At 55.0% G+C, this 17,917-nt stretch carries 11 protein-coding genes and 2 pseudogenes; 8 read left to right on the top strand and 5 right to left on the bottom strand.

Annotated elements, in window-relative coordinates; all coding sequences use genetic code 11:
• Window positions 1–42 precede the first annotated feature (42 nt).
• On the top strand, window positions 43–912 hold the full coding sequence (locus tag IN820_RS11260; protein WP_193681069.1) for an alpha/beta fold hydrolase: 870 nt from the start codon (window positions 43–45) through the stop codon (window positions 910–912).
• 322 nt (window positions 913–1,234) lie between these two features.
• On the opposite strand, the gene IN820_RS11255 is transcribed toward IN820_RS11260, so the two are convergent.
• Window positions 1,235–1,822 (bottom strand): glutathione S-transferase family protein, encoded by a 588-nt coding sequence (locus IN820_RS11255; RefSeq protein ID WP_193681068.1) that lies wholly within the window; start codon window positions 1,820–1,822, stop codon window positions 1,235–1,237.
• Window positions 1,819–2,247, bottom strand: coding sequence for a VOC family protein (locus IN820_RS11250; RefSeq protein WP_193681067.1), 429 nt, complete (start codon window positions 2,245–2,247; stop codon window positions 1,819–1,821). The genes IN820_RS11255 and IN820_RS11250 overlap by 4 nt, the downstream gene beginning before the upstream one ends.
• 112 nt (window positions 2,248–2,359) lie before the next feature.
• Here IN820_RS11250 and IN820_RS11245 point away from each other — a divergent pair, with 112 nt between their 5' ends.
• The 3 genes from IN820_RS11245 to IN820_RS11235 all read left to right on the top strand — a co-directional run bounded on the left by IN820_RS11245 (window position 2,360) and on the right by IN820_RS11235 (window position 9,906).
• Window positions 2,360–3,262 (top strand): LysR family transcriptional regulator, encoded by a 903-nt coding sequence (locus IN820_RS11245; RefSeq protein WP_193681066.1) that lies wholly within the window; start codon window positions 2,360–2,362, stop codon window positions 3,260–3,262.
• Between the two features lie 216 nt (window positions 3,263–3,478).
• Window positions 3,479–8,467: an AAA domain-containing protein gene (locus IN820_RS11240; RefSeq protein WP_193681065.1), complete on the top strand. Its 4,989-nt coding sequence runs from the start codon at window positions 3,479–3,481 to the stop codon at window positions 8,465–8,467.
• On the top strand, window positions 8,464–9,906 hold the full coding sequence (locus IN820_RS11235; RefSeq protein ID WP_193681064.1) for a hypothetical protein: 1,443 nt from the start codon (window positions 8,464–8,466) through the stop codon (window positions 9,904–9,906). The genes IN820_RS11240 and IN820_RS11235 overlap by 4 nt, the downstream gene beginning before the upstream one ends.
• A gap of 22 nt (window positions 9,907–9,928) precedes the next feature.
• On the opposite strand, the pseudogene IN820_RS11230 reads toward IN820_RS11235, so the two are convergent.
• Window positions 9,929–10,098: pseudogene (locus tag IN820_RS11230) on the bottom strand (integrase); the annotation flags it as partial.
• Between the two features lie 240 nt (window positions 10,099–10,338).
• Here IN820_RS11230 and IN820_RS11225 point away from each other — a divergent pair.
• The 4 genes from IN820_RS11225 to IN820_RS11210 all read left to right on the top strand — a co-directional run bounded on the left by IN820_RS11225 (window position 10,339) and on the right by IN820_RS11210 (window position 15,276).
• Window positions 10,339–12,072, top strand: a complete 1,734-nt coding sequence (locus IN820_RS11225) for a hypothetical protein (protein ID WP_193681063.1) — start codon at window positions 10,339–10,341, stop codon at window positions 12,070–12,072.
• A gap of 487 nt (window positions 12,073–12,559) precedes the next feature.
• Complete coding sequence (locus IN820_RS11220) at window positions 12,560–14,251, top strand: RNA-directed DNA polymerase (RefSeq protein ID WP_193681062.1); 1,692 nt, start codon at window positions 12,560–12,562, stop codon at window positions 14,249–14,251.
• The gene (locus IN820_RS11215; RefSeq protein WP_172883514.1) at window positions 14,241–14,963 is read left to right on the top strand and encodes a hypothetical protein; all 723 of its coding nucleotides are present in this window, start codon (window positions 14,241–14,243) and stop codon (window positions 14,961–14,963) included. The genes IN820_RS11220 and IN820_RS11215 overlap by 11 nt, the downstream gene beginning before the upstream one ends.
• A gap of 100 nt (window positions 14,964–15,063) precedes the next feature.
• Window positions 15,064–15,276, top strand: coding sequence for a hypothetical protein (locus IN820_RS11210; protein ID WP_193681061.1), 213 nt, complete (start codon window positions 15,064–15,066; stop codon window positions 15,274–15,276).
• Window positions 15,277–15,411: 135 nt separating this feature from the next.
• Here IN820_RS11210 and IN820_RS11205 read toward each other — a convergent pair.
• Together IN820_RS11205 and ltrA are read right to left on the bottom strand one after the other, a co-directional pair.
• A pseudogene (locus IN820_RS11205) lies at window positions 15,412–15,870 on the bottom strand (IS5 family transposase); the annotation flags it as partial.
• Window positions 15,871–15,942: 72 nt separating this feature from the next.
• Window positions 15,943–17,448 (bottom strand): group II intron reverse transcriptase/maturase, encoded by a 1,506-nt coding sequence (ltrA, locus tag IN820_RS11200; RefSeq protein WP_193681060.1) that lies wholly within the window; start codon window positions 17,446–17,448, stop codon window positions 15,943–15,945.
• Window positions 17,449–17,917 lie beyond the last annotated feature (469 nt).

Here is a 17,917-nt window from a genome sequence, read left to right as displayed (position 1 = left end):
CTCGTCGCTTATTTGGAATGACCAAACTTCGCTCCTCGTGCCTTGCCTCGCGCAAAAACAGGCTCCGGCGCGGCCGCGTACGAAACGGGAACAGACCCTCAGGACGGGGTTGAGATCTTCTACAAGGACTGGGGTCCACGCGACGCCCAGATAATCCACTTTCACCACGGCTGGCCGCTCAGTGCCGATGACTGGGATGCCCAGATGCTCTTCTTCCTGGCGCAGGGTTTCCGGGTCATCGCCCATGATCGCCGTGGCCATGGGCGCTCCAGCCAGGTCTGGGACGGTCACGACATGGATCACTATGCCGACGATGTCGCCGCGGTCGTCAGTCACCTGGACGCCCAGCAAGCCATTCACGTCGGACACTCCACAGGCGGTGGCGAGGTCATCCGCTATATCGCGCGGCATACCGCGGACCCCGTTCCCAAGGCGGCGATCATCAGCGCGGTTCCGCCGTTGATGGTGAAGACCGAAAGCAACCCGGGCGGCTTGCCGAAAAAAGTGTTCGACGATCTCCAGGCCCAGCTCGCCGCCAACCGCGCGCAGTTCTATCGCGATATTCCGGCGGGCCCGTTCTATGGCTACAACCGCCCTGGAGCGAAGCCATCGGAAGGGGTGATCTCGAATTGGTGGCGACAAGGCATGATGGGGAGCGCCAAGGCCCATTACGACGGCATCGTCGCCTTCTCCCAGACCGACTTCAGCGCAGATCTCGAAAGCATCACGATCCCTGTTCTGGTGATGCATGGCGACGACGATCAAATCGTCCCTCATGAGAACGCTGGGGTTCTGTCGACGAAGCTGCTCAAGAACAGCACCCTGAAGCTCTATCCGGGCCTCCCGCACGGCATGCCGACGGTCAACGCCGAGACGATCAATAACGATCTACTGGCCTTTGTACGAGGGTGATTTTCGCGGGAGCCAGGGGCTCGTTCCCTGGCTCCCGCTTTTGCGCGTTTGATCTCTCCTGAAGTATCGGCAAGCAGGTGGCGATAGAGGTTGCTCGCAGGTTGAACCCGCTTTAACGAGCTATCGCGATCCAGGGTTTTCAGCAGCGAAGGGCGCCGCCAGAATCTGTCCAGGGGAGTCGTGGTGGCAGTCAACACACCGAACCGGACGAGTGTCAGCATGACATGTACTGATAGCGTTTATCCCTGCCATCGGGCCGGCTTGGGGCGACGCCCACCGCTTGCATAGCGTGAACGGGCGTACGCTCGTCACCGAACCCTGCTCAGGGCTTGGCCAGATAACCGGGCAGTTCTTCCATCCGCTTCATCCAGCGTGCGATATGGCCGTACGGTTCGAGATCCACACCGCCTTCCGGCGCCAGCGCGACGTAGGGGTAGACCGCGCAATCGGCAATGGTGGGCCTGCCCATCGCAAGCCAGTCATTGCGCTCCAGATGCGTGTCGAGGATCGAGAGAACGGCCGGCGACTTCGCAAGCGCCTCTTCCTTGTCCAGTGCGTAGCCGAACTTCTGCACCAGCCGCGCCGCACAGAGGCTGTGCTGGACCTCGTTGGCGGCGAACGACAGCCATTGGACGATTTCCGCCTGGCCTCGCGCATGAGCAGGCCACCACGCCAATCCGCCGTACTCGCCGGCCAGGTAGACCAGGATGGCCTGCGAGTCCCGGACGACATGCGATCCGTCCTCCAGAACCGGTAGCTGACCCAACGGATTCAGCTCCGAAAGCGGCGGTCGCTTGTGTGCTCCGCCCGGAATATCCACCGGAACGCGTTCAAGTTCGATATTGGCCAGAGAGGCGAAGAGCCTCACCTTGTAGCAATTGCCGGAGGCGCCCAGATCGTACAGTTTCATTGCGCATCTCCATCGACGAGTTGATTGAATTCGAGGACGTTGCCGTCGGGGTCGCGGATGAACAGCGCGACTCTTCTGGGGCCGATGGGATGTGGCCCCTCGGTGATGACGATCCCCCGTTCACCCAGCCATGCCTGAAGTGTCTGGAGGTCATCGACAATGAAGGCCGGGTGGGTCATGCCCGGCAGCTTCACCGGGGCATCCAGCAAGGCGTTGTGCGCATCGGGCAAGCGAGCGCCGTTGAAGATCAGGTTGATACGCACCCCATCCGCGCTGAGCATCTCGTTGGCCTCGAACCGCGGAAAGCTCGCGCTCTCCACGAACCCGAGCGCCTGGTAGAAGGCCATCGCCCGGTTCTTGTCGCTGACACGGATGCCGATGTGGTCGTATGAAAGAATCCGCGCAGGGCTGGGTCGTTCGGTCATGGCAGAAGCTCCGGTTGACGTTGGAAGCCGAAGTGTCTGCCGGTCTGCCCGTTTCACCAATGGCTCGAGCCTGACAATACTTGTGCACTAAACGCACAGATCGAAGGTGGCAATGGACAGGCTCAAGGCGATGGCCAATTTCGTCCGGATCGTCGAAAACGGTAGCTTGAGTTCGGCGGCCGACGCGACGGGCCAATCCGTGGCGTCGCTCGTACGCTCGCTGGCGGCGCTGGAGCGGCATCTGGGGGTTCGATTGCTGAACCGCAGTACGCGGCGCATGGCCCTTACCAATGAAGGCGAAGAGTACCTGGCCTGGAGTCGCCGCGTACTCGCGGACTTCGACGACATGGAGCAGCGGCTGGAGGCGCGCGACGGCGCCGTCCGCGGCCTGCTTCGCGTGACCGCGCCTGTCGAGTTCGGCCAACGCTACGTCGCGCCGCTCGTGAATGCCTTTCTCAAGGCGCATCCCGAACTGCGGGTCGAGCTGAGCCTGAGCGACCAGGTGCTGCCATTGCTCGATGAACGTCTCGATCTCGCACTGCGCATCGGCCACCTTCCCGACTCGGCCATGGTGGCGCGGCAGCTCGGCGCCACGCGGCTGGTGACCTGCGCAAGCCCCGGTTACCTGCGCAGCGCCCCTGCCATCGACAGCCCGGAAGCGCTACGGAAACACGCCTGCATCACGCTCGCCTCGCAAGGCCGGCACTGGTATTACCGCCACAAGGAAAAGGACGCCGCCGAACCCATCGCGCCGAGGCTGGTTTGCAACCAGATCCGAGCCGCCGGCCTGGCCTGCCTGCAAGGCCTGGGCATTACGCGATTGATGCACTACCAAGTGGCGGACGAGCTCGCCGACGGTCGTTTGCTCCGGATACTCAGGGATTTCGAGCCGATGGATCTGCCGATCCAACTGGTCTATCCGCATTCGTTGCAGCTGTCGCCGCGCGTAAGAGCATTCGTGGAGTGGGCGGGGCCGCGGTTGGAGAGGGGGATGCCTGATCCTGATGATGGTTAGCGTCTGTTTTCGGCCAGAAACTGCCGATCGCCACTTCTGCGGCTACCTTTCAAATCGATTCGAAAAGAGAAGCTCTTTTAGGGGCGAGTGCAAGCGTCGCAGCTAGATTAGAACGTTAAATACACTGGGCATGGCGCCCATAGCTTGCTGGCCAAATGATATCCCCCTGGCGTACCGTTGCAACCTGTACACGCGGCACGAAAAGGATTTGAAAGCATGAAAATTGTCAACCATGGAAGCGGCATCCACCAGCGGGAAATTCCGGGCATCGACTTCCTTAACAAAAGTCTCCCCACAGACTGGGTCGGCCATACCAACCTTGACCTTTCCCTCCCTCAAGGGTCACGGGAAATCGACTTAGTGTTGTTCTCTGCTGACCGCATTTTCTTGATTGATCTGAAAGACGGCCACGGCCGCTATGAAAGCGTCGGTGGTGGTTGGTCACTTAATGGCGCCCCACAAAATGGTCAGTCGCCAGTCAAAAAAATTCTGGAAAGTGCACGGGAGGTGTGGATCAGGCTCGACAGATTCCTTGAGGATCGAGCACGTCAAACCAAGCGCCCTCGCCTTCCCACACCGAAGGTAGTTGGCGTAGTCGTACTGACGAGCAGCACGGACCTAAGCGGTATTGCACCAACAGAAGAGCTAAGTGTCTTCACTGCAAAGAGCTTCTGCAGCATCGTGAAGGACACCAAGCTACGGGTAGGACGCTTCCACCCGGTTTCTCCCGAATTCGTTTCTACTCCGGTGTACTCCGAAGAATGGCGACGCCATCTAGATCTCTTCCTGAACGTAAAGAGCGGTGTGTTTGTGCCCGGAATGCGTAAGTACGGCGGTTATGCAGCCTCGGGCTCAGGAGCTGCAACGTACGTCGGACCATCTCGCATCTATCAGGAGTTCGCCGTAGAAGACGACACATCAGCCAAGGCCACTGGGCTCCTTCGAGTATGGGACTTCTCTAAGGCCGAAACGAGATTTCAAACAAGAGACGGCAGACTCGAAATTGCCGGTCGCGAACGCGCCATTATCGGGTGGTTGAACGACAGAAATGAGGATTGCGCAAAAGCAGTTCTGCAGCCGAAAGCCGAAGATCAAGAGCGGGCGCCAGAGTACTGGGAAGTTTACGACCAGCGCAGGCGGATGAAACGACTCTCGGAGTTTGTACGGAGTGAGCTCCCTCGGCTTCGGCCAAATGAGCGAATTGATATTGCTCGACAACTGCTACTTCAAGCGAGCTACCTGCATACCTATAACGCGGCTCATCTCGACCTGGCCGGGCATAGCGTCTGGGTAGCCCTACCTTCCGAGGTCAAGCTGTCTCATCTCATGGCGGCTCGATACCCGCAGGCAACCTCTCTTGGTGACACAAGATATCAGTTTCTATCTAGTGTGAAATCTCCAGAGGAATATTTTGATCAGGAGTCAACCGGGGAGCAGCGGGATGTTTTCCACCTTGGCTGCTTGGTTCATCAGATCCTTTATGGTGTTCTACCTGCTGGCACTCCGCCAGACTGGGCCCCTTCGATTGATGCTGAGGGGGTCTATTCCAATCTCCATCACGTCCTCGCACATGCAATCACTTGGGACGTAGGCGTTCGTTACAAGAGTGCCATCGAGTTGCTGGAGGCCTTCAATACCGCGACTGAGCCGCCAGAGAGTGGTGCGGAGATTCTAAAACGTCTCGAGTTGTTTAAAACAGTCCAGTCACAGATGAAGTTCTTCATGCAGTTCCCCATGCTGGACGAAATCAAAGACAATGACTTTGTGACCATTTGGCGTTCGCAAACTGCTGACGGCGCCATGCTTGTCAAGTTGTGGAAGCGCGCTGCTTGGGCTGATGGCCCTACTGACCAGCCACGTATTCTCGACTTCCTGGAGCGAGCTCGTCACTACAGCATTACCCATCCCCCCGGATGCGTCCCTATCAAATCTGCGTACTGGCTGAACGATGCCTTCGCACTGGTACAACCTTTCGTCGAAGCCCCCAGCCTCCCAGAACACCCTTTGCTTGCAGATAAAAGCGCCGTCCCCATGGAGCAAGCCTTAGGGTTCGCCCTGGAGCTTGTCCAAACGGTAATAACTCTTCACGATTCGGGTGTCAGTCATGGCGATCTTAAGCCGCAAAACATTCTCGTCTGCGGCGAGACTCCGTCTCCATGCCTTGTCGATTACATTGACTTCTGCAGCAGCAGTGATGGGGAGCTAAAGACAACTGCATATGCTCCGACTACCGGGGGAACCATTGAACGGGATCGGTTCGCTGTAACCAAGATCGTCGAAGAATTGCTTCACGGACTAGAGTTATCTGACACCGTTCAAGCGGACGTGGCCGCTGGAGTAAAAAAATGCCGCGGCGACGATGCACTCGCAAACGCAACCCTTCTTCCTCTGCAAGACGCACTTCAACGCGCACTCTCCCCTCCTCTCCAACAAAGGACGCGGCAGCTCAGCATTGGACTGCCAAGCGCCCCTACTGGAGAGATGCTCCCGGACGACGATGGCTTCGGGTATGGCGTCATAGGCTCAGAGTTCTTCGTCCGGGGACTAACAGACATTTTGTATTTCAGGATCAAGGACTCACGCATCGTTTTTGCGCGTCACGCGACTGCTCCGCAAGTCGAACACCGTCGCCTATATGCACGCCAAGTAGGACTACTGGGTGCGAGTATTTCAGTACGTGGCAACGTCGCTCCGTCCTATAAAGACTTTCAATTGCTCTTGGAGGAGCCAGATTTCGCAGCGCTCATGAAGCCGGCTAGTGCAGTAAAAATACCTGTCGAAGAGCCAACAGAAGAAGCTGAAGACATTGACCCAACTGAGCTTACGTTAGCCACCACCGCCGAAACTGACGAAGACGCAGTCACAGAGCTTGTAGAGTCGAGCAGCAGCACACAGCGGTCCAGCATCCCGGATCTGTGGAAATCCATGGTCGATATCGAGGCCAGCCTAGCTAACGAAGCGCGGGCGGTCGGACCAAGTTCGCTCCGTCGTGAGAATGGCGTTCATGCCGTTCCCATCGAACTGTTGCGTGGGCACTTCGAATTTGACAAGCGCGATCGCGTCAACGTGGAGCGCCTAGGGAACGATGGCCGATGGCGCAGGATCGGTATCTTGGACCTGGCCAGATCCAGTGCAGAGTTCATTCACATTGAGGCTCCAGCCTGGCTAGAAGCTGTAGGCAATCTTGTGGACCAAGATCAACGGCTTCGCTTCACTAGCACGATGGAGAACGCCAACATCACAAGGCGCGACGCAGCGGTGAAGAGGATTCTCGGTCGTCGCTCAATTGTGCCGAATCTGATCGACTACTTCGATCCAGCATGCTCGCCAGAACTTCAGGACGTGGCCGTCGATGTCAACGTAGACGAAATCATGGAACTCTATGGTCTCAACGACACACAGGCGAAGGCATTTGCGCAAATTTTCAAGGTCCGCCCCCTTGGCCTTCTTCAGGGACCACCTGGCACGGGAAAAACCAAGTTCATTGGGGCATTGATTCATTACGCGCTGACTCGCGGATATGTTCGCAACGTTCTGCTCTCCAGCCAGTCACATGAAGCCGTGAACAACGCGGCAGAAGCCGTCCTCAGATTGTTTCCAGGCAGTGAGGATGCGCCCAGCATTCTCCGCATTGGTCAGGAAGATGATGTATCTGAGCAACTCCTCCCTTACCACGTACTGCGAGTCGAGCAGCTCTACAAAGACAACTTCAAAGCCACATTGAAATCGAGACTGATGACCGCTGCGGCATCTATCGGGCTTTCCGAGCATGCCGCGACACAGGTCATATGGGTAGAGACTTCGGTGCGTCCGGTAGTTGAAGCTCTTAACAAGCTTGCAGAGGACACAGAGGTAGAGGGCGTTCCAGATCGTCTGCAGAGTCAGCTAGACACTCTAGCGACCATGATCACCGGCATGGACATCGACGTTGACCTGCCACCGATAAGTCATCTACCTAGCTCATATCTGCTCGACTCCATCTACAGTGCAATTGCGGACCAAACCGATTGCTCGCCAGATGGCATCGCGAAGCTGCGAGCCGTCGCCCTACTCACTAGAGATATTGTGAGCAGTGTTTCTACCAGCGAGCGCAGCTTCGAAACCTTTCTCGCGGGTACTCGACAAATCGTCGCGGGTACCTGTGTAGGACTGGGACGCTCCTCGCTGGGCCTGACGTCGACGGCTTTTGACCTTGTTGTCATTGATGAAGCTGCACGCTGCACCGCCAGCGAACTCTCGGTACCGATGCAGGCTGGCCGATGGTGTGTTTTGGTAGGGGATCAGGCACAGCTGCAACCGCGTATTGACGAAACAGTACTTTCGCTCGTAGCTGAAAAAACCGGTTACTCAGCAGAACACATCACCGAGAGCGCATTCCAAACAGTTTTCGAGTCCAGCTTCGGCGACCTGATAAGCCAACGGCTACTCACTCAGTACCGCTCTCTTCCTCCGATTGGGCGGGTTGTCTCCAACTCCTTCTACGGTCAGGCGCTTCAGCCTGGACGCTTGGTATCGGATGTACCAGACACGTCATACCCACCGGCACTGAACGTCCCTCTTACATGGGTGTACACAGATGACATGCGAGAGGAAGCATTCCAGAAACCAGAACAGAAAAAGAGCTCGAAAAGTCTTCTAAACCGCGTGGAGTGCGAGCTCATTGCTGGCATGTTGATGGATTGGGACCAAAGCACCGCTTTCGTCGAATGGTTAAAAACCAAAACCGAACGAGAGCCTGCAATTGGCATCATCTGCTCATATGCTGCACAGGCCAATGCCATCCGCCACAAGCTTCAACTTGCTCGCCTCAGCGACACGATGCGTTCGGCCATCAAGGTTGGTACCGTCGACAGCTACCAGGGCAAGGAGAACCGAATCATAATTTTGTCGCTCGTACGGAACAACGCTGATGGAATTCGAATTGATGGGAAACCGACAATTCGTCCAGGCTTCATGTCACGTCCTAACCGCATCAACGTAGCGGCCAGCCGCGCAATGGACCGGCTTGTAATAGTCGGTGCGAGAGATCGCTGGGCGGCCGGCGGCCCCATGTCCACATTGCGAGATCAATTTGAGCAAGAGGTTAATGACGGCCATGGGGTATTCATCGAAGCAGGTCAGATGCTTCAGGAACAACGAGCGGCCCTTAGCACACCCACAGTGGATAAGCGTGCTAAGAAACCAAGCAACAAGGAGGTTTCATGAGCAGAGTTCCAGCATCCCCGCCGTACGACGCTCATCAAGAGGACGTGTCGTCGATTGACATTGGGATATATGACGTCCTGCTGCCTTGCCGTCGCTACCGCGTGACGTTCAAGCTCGCAGAAGTCGGTAAAGTGTCGCTAACGACAGAGTTTCTTCTTCGTCTCATCCACACTGTAGACGGCATGCCGGAAGCCACCGTTGCGAAGTTCTTTGACTTTGAACCACAAGAGATGACCTACTTACTGAACGACGCAGTAAGTCTTGGATATATCAACCGCGACGCAGGACGCTTATGGCTAACAACAGCTGGCCGTCAACTCTTCGTACCATGGGATGAGGCGCCCCAGATTTACAACGTTGATACAAGGACGATGAGTGTCGGCTTCGACATGCTTTCTTTCTCTCCCGAGGAGAAAGCATGGATGGAACATTTCGACAATCGACTGCCTGAACTTCCTATTGATCCGTCGATTGCTAGCACCGCTAGGGATCGAGTTCCGATGTCGTTCAAGCACCATTTCAACGACCTCACTTCACGACGCCACTCCAGGCACACAGCTCGCAAATCACTGTACTCCATTGACGAAATCGTTCCGACTGAACGTTTCTCTGCGATTGTCCCTGTTGTAGTGAAGGCCACCCTCGCGAATCCTGCTCAGGGGGAGCCAGATCTACTGGTTTGGCGATCTGAGGAGCAACTTGAGGGCCGTCATCAAATTACCTCTGCAGTCGCCCGATTCGTGGATGAACTGCGGATGGAGCTTCCAACTGACGCCAACATGCACTACAAAATCCTTGCCGATTTGGCTCCAGACCTCATGCGTGATTATGTGGATAAGGACGGCATATCAGCGGAACGTTTCTATCGGGAAGTCGCGTCGCTCAAAGGCGCGGGGTTCAGACGTAATCGACGTACGGTTCCTATTCTGGGCCCTCTAATTAGTGTCAAAACCACTAGGCTCCTCCTAGATGGCCTCAATCGGACCTGTGCAAACAGCCAAATCAACTGCATTCCACATAAGTTCTATTGGAGGGCACCCTCCAACCGACACTGGGGCCTGAGCCGTTCCCTACCAAAATTGTGCGACGGAATCTCAGAGTACCTTGCAACAAAGGTGGGGGAGGATGCTCCTCCCCCCCTCCCGGTGCTTATTCGCGAAGCCCATACTCGAGGACCAGAACGCGCTTTCTCCGAGGTGCTGGAGATCAATACGAGTGCGTTACCTTCGTCAATAGAGGTTCTCTTGATACCCGGATTATCTGTGGCGGTAGTGGTACATCTGCCTGTTCAGGCAATAAATGGACACGCAGTGCCATTGGGTTTTGTCAGCATCGATGCAGATGTTGTTGCTAGGGCTGAGAAGTTACTCCAGGAGGTGACGTCAATTGAGCTCCCTGCAGAACGCGTAACTGAGGATATGATTGACTTTCCCGAGTAGCGTTTTCAAAGGGCGACTCGATACGAAGCTTGCTGTCGAGGGCCAGATCGAAGAGAGCCAGATCCCGAGTTCTTTCTGCAATTTGCAGCCTTACTCGGATGGCCCAATATCTCTAAGTCGGATCGGGGTTTTCTGCCCGACCAGTTTTCCTTTGTTCCAGGGCTGACGGCTGCAGGTAGCGATGGCGTTCATGGCAAGTCCTCCACGTGTGGGAGAACAAGGGTGGCTAGCCAGAGCGGTGGTCGCTGACCGGCCAGGGGCAGACATTGCGTCGGTGATTGCCTCCCAGCTTAAGAGTAACGCTCTTGCGCTTCAGCCAATGGTCGTCTTTAGTGATCGATAATGGCCGTGTTCCAGTGCCGCTGAGCCTTACGTCGACGACGTTGCCGCATTCATCATTGAATGGCTACCTACCAAAAGGAATTGATAAGCATGAGCAAGCTGCACTATCCAATTTTTCTCTCTTTTCTTGCTGCACTCAGTGCAGGATGCACAAGTAATATATCCAGCAAGCACGCAACCTCAGCTGCCAAAATCAACATCGAGCCTGGGTATCAATACCGCCTTCCTAAAACATCATTTGATGTTACCGCTGATTTTGAAGCCACTGGTTGCACCATAGATCCGTCTAACAATACGCTCTCAATCTTATACACGGCGAAGGTCAAGATAGACAAAATCGAGTCTGGGGATCCAGACGCATCGTACATATTGGACTACGAGGCACTAGATGCACTAACAAAACTTACAAGAATGGAGCTCGCAACAACACCAACGGGACTACTCACTAGCGCCGGGGCGAAGGCTGCCGACTTATCTGGCCCGCTTATAGTGGATAGTGTCAAAACAGTAGCGAATGTTGCAACAGCCATAGCCCTTCCACAGGCGCACGTAACGAATTTGGTAAGCAGTACTATCGGGGCACTCAATGCCAAACAGGTCAGGGCATTTAACCTAAATATGTCCAATATGGAAGATTTCCAAGCCTTCTTAGATAAAGAAGGGTTCTCCAAAAGACAGCAGCAGCAAATTGATAAAGCGAAGCAAATTGATCCTTGCACTCCCATGAAGGAGAAGCTCGCGAAAATCGAAAGCATAAAAGGCGAGCTACACCAAGCTAAAACAGATGCAGGTAAGGTAGAAAAGTTAAGACAAGAAATTTTAGCTAAAAAATCAGATGCAGCATGGCTGAAGTCTGAAATAGAGTTTCATAGCAAATATAAGAACACTGATCAGCAAAAATACTACAATGATAAGCTGAAAGACACGGATGCAGAAATCTCTAAGAATAATGCAAGCTTGGTCTCTATTCAGAAATCCGCCAGCAGCCTGCCAGCGTTACAGTCGCAGCTAGATTCGGAGTATTCGGCGCTGCGATTCACAAAAAAAGCTAACATCCAGCCAGGGGCGGATAAGCTTATATCAAAAACAATTAGCGTAGATCAAAGCTCCATCGGCGCCTTGATAAATTTCGGAGTGGCTGGGAGCAAGACGCTGGATTGTCTCAACGGCAGTGGTTTTAAATGCATAAGAAAATATCCGGAAGTTCAAGTTGTGCTTGAAAATCTTTCGTCGACTGAGTACAACGTGGGCGGAAAAGGTAAAGAGGTGTCTGGGAAAGATGGGCGTAATGGTATTTTTTATAGAACCCCTGGCGAAGCCAGGCTAGTTATATGTGAGGGGCTGTGCAGCGGTTCAAATTCACGGAATGAGTTAACCAATCAAATAGTTCCAGTCTCTCAATATGGAACTGTTGGAAATCTCACTTTGAGAAACGGGATGTTTGCCGACAATCAAATAGATCTAGTGTTTCATGAGAATGGTACACCCAAAACACTGGCCTTTGACTCGAAAGCCAGATCCGAGGCTGCTCGTCAGGCCGCGCTCCAAAGTGCTGAGACCGTCCTGAAGTATGTCGATGACCGAAATGCCTCCATAAGAGAAAGCAACAAAGGAGCTCAGGAAGACAGCCTGGCTCAAGTCAGGTATGAGAAGGACTTAGCTACCGAACGGGAAGCAATTGCCCAGATCCTAAACGACTCACCAGCCAACTCTATTGATGCAAAAATAAAGTCCTATGAGAAACAAATAGAGCTTCTGCGTGTTCAGCGTCGCCTTGAGGAAGAGCGAAAACTTTTATATCGCGCAACTGTAACTGGTCAATGAATAGGCGTAGCACGGAGCGCAACACACAACAATTAGGGCGCGCGGTAGAGATGCTGGTTACCCTCCGCACCTACACAGATCGCCAGTGTTCTCGTGCATGGCCGAGCGTCGGCACGTTGGGCGTCCTCAACCAGCCGGGCCCACCTATGAACTCTGGGCCATCAGGTGTGAGGCCGTGGTTTCCGTTCGACGGGCGCGACGAGCGGGATCGGGAAAGCGAGGGGGGGTTGAGGGGGAGAAACGTGTGGATTAGATCAGTCCAAAACTACCGTTTTGACGGCAATAAGCGGCCAGAAGCGGTCAGTCACGAGAGGCAGAGTCGCCCCAAAGCTACCGAAGTTGAGATATCAATCTCCCTCCCTTTTCCACGTCGCACCCGACTCGCCCATAGCTACTGTATCTGTGTACGATGCCGGCTAGCCAAAGGATTACAAACTACGTGCACGGCGTTAGAACGACGTTGCTGTATTTTAAGGAGGAAGCGAAGTTGGCTACGCCAGAACTTCGGCACTTTGAACGTGCCGCACGCGAAATTGCTGCGCACGGGGATAACGATACTCTGCCCTTTGACTTGGATGTGAGGTTCACTGGCTGGGCAGCGGCTGGGCTCGCTTCAATCGCTTTCGGTTTTTACTCGGAGCTCAAGAGTGGCCCCGCAAAGGAAAACAAGAGCCGGATCGAAGGCATGCGAGTCTATAGCGAGCGACTCATTGCTCCATCTGGTCCAGCTGGGTTTAGAGTGGTGACGAAGATTCATCCGTTCTGGAATGTATACCTGAACGGACTGGCTATCGCGATTGCCGAAGCGCTTGAGCCACTTCGCGATGAGCACGCGCACTCCTACCGATTCTTGCCTACTAGCGAAGAAAGCTTGTTTGACCCCAACAGGTCTTGGCGTGCATTTAAGGAAGCAACTGTCCAGCATGCGGCTAATGCAGGGGCGGATGCAGTTGTCGTGCAGACAGACATATCAAGCTTCTACGAACACGTCTCGCATCACTACCTTGAGAACTTCATCAACGACCTTGAGGGCGATTCCGAAGTGATGGCTGCTCAGGTCAATGCATTGCTGGGACATTTTTCTGCCAAGCGCTCATTCGGGCTGCCCGTTGGTGGCCAAGCGGCGAGGATTCTCGCGGAGCTTTTCCTCAACTACGTCGACAACGCACTTAGTGCAGCTGGAGTGAACTGGCACAGGTATGTCGATGATTACGTTCTCATAGCGGCAAACACTGGTGATGCCTACCGAGCACTTGGGAAGCTTTCCCAGTTGCTGCTCGACTATGGCTTGTCGCTCAATAAGTCAAAGACCGTTTTTCTGTCCTCCAAGCACTATCAGGACTATGTTCAAGCACAGCTTGGGGGCGACGACAATGAAACCATAAAGCTTCGCAGTATAGATCTGAAATTCGACCCCTACTCTGACAAGCCCCATGTTGACTATGAATCTCTCAAAGAAACTGTGGAGTCCCTGCAAGTTCGCCAACTGCTGAACCGGGAGCTAGAGAAAGCGCTGCCAGATAATTTCCTTGTTGCACAGATTGGACGGACCATGCGCTTGCACTCGCCTGACGTGGCGTTAGAGATCGCTACGACCTTGCTCACCCCCTCGAACCTGCATGCGTTCCGATCTTCTTTTTCTACCATTATGCGCGGCATAGCCCATCTTCGCTCAGACTCAAACTTCGCTGCTATACATGCAGGTATCGATTCACTCCTTGATGCTGTACCAGTGAACTCTGGCCATCTATTGGAGGTGGACACGAACCGGCTTCACTACCTGCGATGCCTAAGGTTCAGCGTAACGCAGCAGAGACGTAAGTACATACAGGCTCTCTTTGAGCGGACTAGATCAGAAGTACTGCAGCGCGCTTGCATAGAGTGCTGGCGAAGCTGGAAGGACCGCGTTGCCTGCAACCATTTGCGGAATCGATGGAATCAACTGGCACCCGACAGCCAGCGTGTGTTCTGGCTGACCACATTCGCATTCGGCGATGAGGGTGATGCAGCTCGCCGCCATTTCAAGCACGCTCTGCCACAGGCGTGGGCACTGGGAGTAGAGGTGCCACTCGACGAGAAGAAAGACGCGACTAAGCTCAAAACACATCCGCGTGGAGCCGAGCCCCGCTTCGCCACCCTATATCAAGATTGGGCGTCGGAGATGAAGGATGCAGATTGACCCACGCACGGTCGCGCGAAACATCCCCGGAATTTTCGACGAGATATTCCCGCAACTAACGCCTGGCATCGTCATGCACTTCAATATGCAGGCCGAAGCGATGCCGATTCGCCCCCTGCCTAAGCAGCTCTTGGACGCATCTACTCTGCAGCATGCGATGCTATTCGAGCTTGCGTACTCAGTGGCTGAAAACCTACTTAGAGATGAACCAATTGATTGGAGCGTCTGCTTTGAGGCAACACTAGAGCGTCAACGGGCATACTTTGACGCCAAGCTTCCCGAACAGCTGGATGCTCCTGATATGGAGGTAGCGGAACTAGTTGGAAGAAATCTGGTGGACTCGCTTCGGCAGATGAGCAGCTATCGTGGGCTGCCGTTGCTGATTCGGCCTAGCATCCCTGGGTTTGAGTGGATTGCTAGTGGGAAAGGCGACTTTTCGATAGGGGATTGCTTGATCGAAGTGAAGAGCACTGCAAAACGCTTTTCTTCTTCAGACTATCGCCAGGTGGCTATCTACTGGCTGTTAAGCTACGCGGCTGCCATTGAGGGGCGCGGTACAGAGTGGAAGGATTTCGTGCTGTTCAACCCACGTAATGGTACGACTGTACGGCTCGATTTTGACAAGTTCCTTTCAGTTATTAGCAGCGGCCGAACGAAAATCGACATACTGCAACTATTCCAGTCACTAGTGGGATCACGCCTGACAAGGTAAGGTCTTCTGGTGAAGAAGGAGGGCAAATTTGTTTTCCTGAAATAAGCGTGCGCTTCTGGCTGGAATTCGCTAGGGCCGGACAGCAGGAGACTAAGCAAGTATGTTGCGTGCAACGGTGCTGATCGACAACTGCGCATGGGACATTCTTGAAAGTCGCGGCGTCGATCTGCTTGAAGAACGCGGGGAAAATCTGCAATTCACCGTCAGCGATCTCGGCTTGATTGAAATTCCGGCAGACTCTCATCCAAGTGAAAGTGCTCAGCGAGTTGGTCAATACACGCGAGCTCAACTGGCAGCGCTAGGGATGGTCTGAAGTAGCCCTGTGTTTCCGGCCGACTTCTGCCCTTGCCAATTTTAGAAGCGGCGATTCGACCAAAATCGATCAAGTCATCCGCTCATTTCTGAGTTTTTAGCCGCCGCGAACACCTCTCAGCGGCCATTTCCCACATTACAGGCGCACCTCTCCTGCATTCGTCAGCAAATGCCGGCGCGCCATCCACAGGTTCGACAGGGCAAACAATGTCACCAGCTGCGCCGTGTTCTTCGCCAGGCCACGGAAGCGTGTCTTCACATAACCGAACTGGCGCTTGATCACCCGGAACGGGTGCTCGACCTTGGCGCGCACCTGGGCCTTGGCCTTCTCGATTTTGCGCTTGGCTTTGTACAGCGCGCTGCGCTTACTCAGCTTCTTGTACGTACTGCGGCGGGCCGCGATCTGCCAGATCACCTCCCGGCCTTCATGTTCCGGGCGCTTCTCGACGCCGGTGTAACCCGCGTCGGCACCCACCATGTTTTCCTCACCGTGCAGCAGCTTGTCGACCTGGGTAACGTCTGCAACGTTGGCTGCCGTCCCTACCACGCTGTGCACCAGGCCGGACTCGGCATCGGCGCCGATGTGGGCCTTCAGTCGGGTAAGGCAGGGGTGTTACCACCCCTGCCTCCCCTGAGAACCGTACTTGAGAGTCTCCCCTCATACGGCTCAAGCCTTCCAACAGCCTGAATAAGACCGGGCTACCAGACGACGCGCTCTTCGGCGCTCAAGGTAAAACGTCCATGCCGGATCAAACGGGTTCGCTGCGCTGCGTATCTTGATATGCCGCACAATCGGAACACTGGCGGCGGCAAAAAGCCAAACCGGTTGGTTCATGCCGCGTGTTTTTTCCTTGGAAGCAAAAACCCAGTGCCGTTGACCCACAGAACGAAAGTATCGCTGTTTCACCCAACGGGCACTTTTCATGGGGTGCCGGCGGACAGCCCAGCGCCATAACACCTGCCAAATTCGATGGTCGATCCACGCGAAGCGCTTAGCCGCGACCACATGACGATGATACATGGCCCATCCCCGGATCACCGGGTTGAGGGTCAAGATCAGGTTAGTCTGCGTCGCCGCCTTGTTTCCGTTCGTGATCTCCCGAACCTTATCCAACAGCGCTTTCACACTCTTGCGAGCCGGAGTGATGAGCAGCTTGCCGGCGTACTTGCGTACGTTCTGGCCGAGAAAATCGAAGCCTTGTGAGACATGCGTGATGTGAGTCTTTTCATCTGAGAGCTCCAAGCCACGCTGTTTCAGGAAGGCCTCGATGGCGGGGCGAACCTGATGTTGCAGTACAGCTTGCGTGGCGCCGGTCACGATGAAGTCATCCGCATACCGTACGACGTGTATTTTGAATGGCTGACGCTGGCGTGCTGTTGCAGCCACGCTTGCGTAGACGACCTCTTCCAGTCCATCCAACGTCCAGTTCGCCAGTACCGGAGAGATGATGCCCCCTTGCGGGGTTCCCGCCTCCGTTGCGAGCAAGGCTCCCTGATCGACATACCCCGCTCGAAGCCATTTACGCAGAATCGCTTTATCCATGGGCACGTTGGCGAGCAGCCAGTCGTGGCTGATGTTGTCGAAACAGCCTCGAATATCCCCTTCGAGCACCCAATGCGCTGAGCTGCGTTTTGCCAGAACGTCGAAGCAATAAGCGATGGCGTCGGCCGTTGACCGGTGCGGTCGGAATCCATATGAGTTGGGGTCTGCACGCGTTTCGGCAACAGGCTCAAGAGCCAGTTTCCAAAGCGCCTGCATGGCACGATCCTGCATCGTCGGAATTCCCAGCGGACGCTGCTTGCCATTGCTTTTGGGTATGTAGATGCGCCTCAGCGGTTGGGGACGGTAGCCCCGATGCTGTAACGCGTGTACTCCCTTGGATTTGGCTTCTGGCGTTGACCATATCTTGCCGTCAACACCCGGTGTTCTCTTGCCTCTATTCTCCGTCACTCGTTTCACGGCCAACATCTTGCCGCTGTACGACCGAGTCAGCAGCCGCTGCAAGGCTTGCACCTTGCCCCATCTGCCTTCCCTTGTTGCCTTGGCGATACGTACCTGGAGTCGTTTCACTTGCGCCTCGATCTGGCTCCAGCAGTGGGGCCAGGCCGATGCGAAGTTCGAAGGCGCACCAGTGCTCCCCGCTGCCAGAGCATGGGGTAGGAACACTGTCATCTGCTTCCCTCCGTACAACGATTGATCAGGTTATTTCGCCATGGAAGACCGCGTGGAAGTCTGCTCGCTTTCGCGCCAAGTGATCTTTCAACCTGTATTCGTCCCATTACAGGGCGACCTTCGCTTTTTCCACATTCCTTTACCCGCAACATCAACAGCTTGCTTTACAGCTCACCTGCCGAAATCGGCAACGCTACGGGCTTACCCTGTTCCGCATGGATTTCCGAACGGGTCGGGCTCCTCGACTTCGCCGGCGGCACCACATCCACGAGGGGCTATCGGTAAGAGCCCCTGCCTGGCCGCACACCTTTTGGTACAAGCCTGTCAGCATCTTTGGCTTGGCTATTATGACGACGTTTATATGAGGTTCACGTGTGTTAGCCGTACCCGTTCATCCCTAGCCCCTCTCCGCCTTGATGCTGGCAGATTCGGTCTGGCCTCGCGGTTCGACCTACCGAGATATCGGCGG

The sequence above is a fragment of the Pseudomonas lopnurensis genome (genome assembly GCF_015070855.1).
In the GTDB taxonomy this organism is placed as follows: domain Bacteria; phylum Pseudomonadota; class Gammaproteobacteria; order Pseudomonadales; family Pseudomonadaceae; genus Stutzerimonas; species Stutzerimonas lopnurensis.
This window is presented reverse-complemented; position numbering and strand designations above follow the sequence as displayed.

Bases quoted from the DNA above. Each gene is read 5' to 3' on its own strand.
- IN820_RS11225 (WP_193681063.1), top strand. From the start codon at position 10,339: ATGAGCAAGCTGCACTATCCAATTTTTCTCTCTTTTCTTGCTGCACTC.
- IN820_RS11215 (WP_172883514.1), top strand. From the start codon at position 14,241: ATGCAGATTGACCCACGCACGGTCGCGCGAAACATCCCCGGAATTTTC.
- IN820_RS11235 (WP_193681064.1), top strand. From the start codon at position 8,464: ATGAGCAGAGTTCCAGCATCCCCGCCGTACGACGCTCATCAAGAGGAC.
- IN820_RS11255 (WP_193681068.1), bottom strand. From the start codon at position 1,822: ATGAAACTGTACGATCTGGGCGCCTCCGGCAATTGCTACAAGGTGAGG.
- IN820_RS11210 (WP_193681061.1), top strand. From the start codon at position 15,064: ATGTTGCGTGCAACGGTGCTGATCGACAACTGCGCATGGGACATTCTT.
- IN820_RS11245 (WP_193681066.1), top strand. From the start codon at position 2,360: ATGGACAGGCTCAAGGCGATGGCCAATTTCGTCCGGATCGTCGAAAAC.
- ltrA (WP_193681060.1), bottom strand. From the start codon at position 17,448: ATGACAGTGTTCCTACCCCATGCTCTGGCAGCGGGGAGCACTGGTGCG.
- IN820_RS11240 (WP_193681065.1), top strand. From the start codon at position 3,479: ATGAAAATTGTCAACCATGGAAGCGGCATCCACCAGCGGGAAATTCCG.
- IN820_RS11250 (WP_193681067.1), bottom strand. From the start codon at position 2,247: ATGACCGAACGACCCAGCCCTGCGCGGATTCTTTCATACGACCACATC.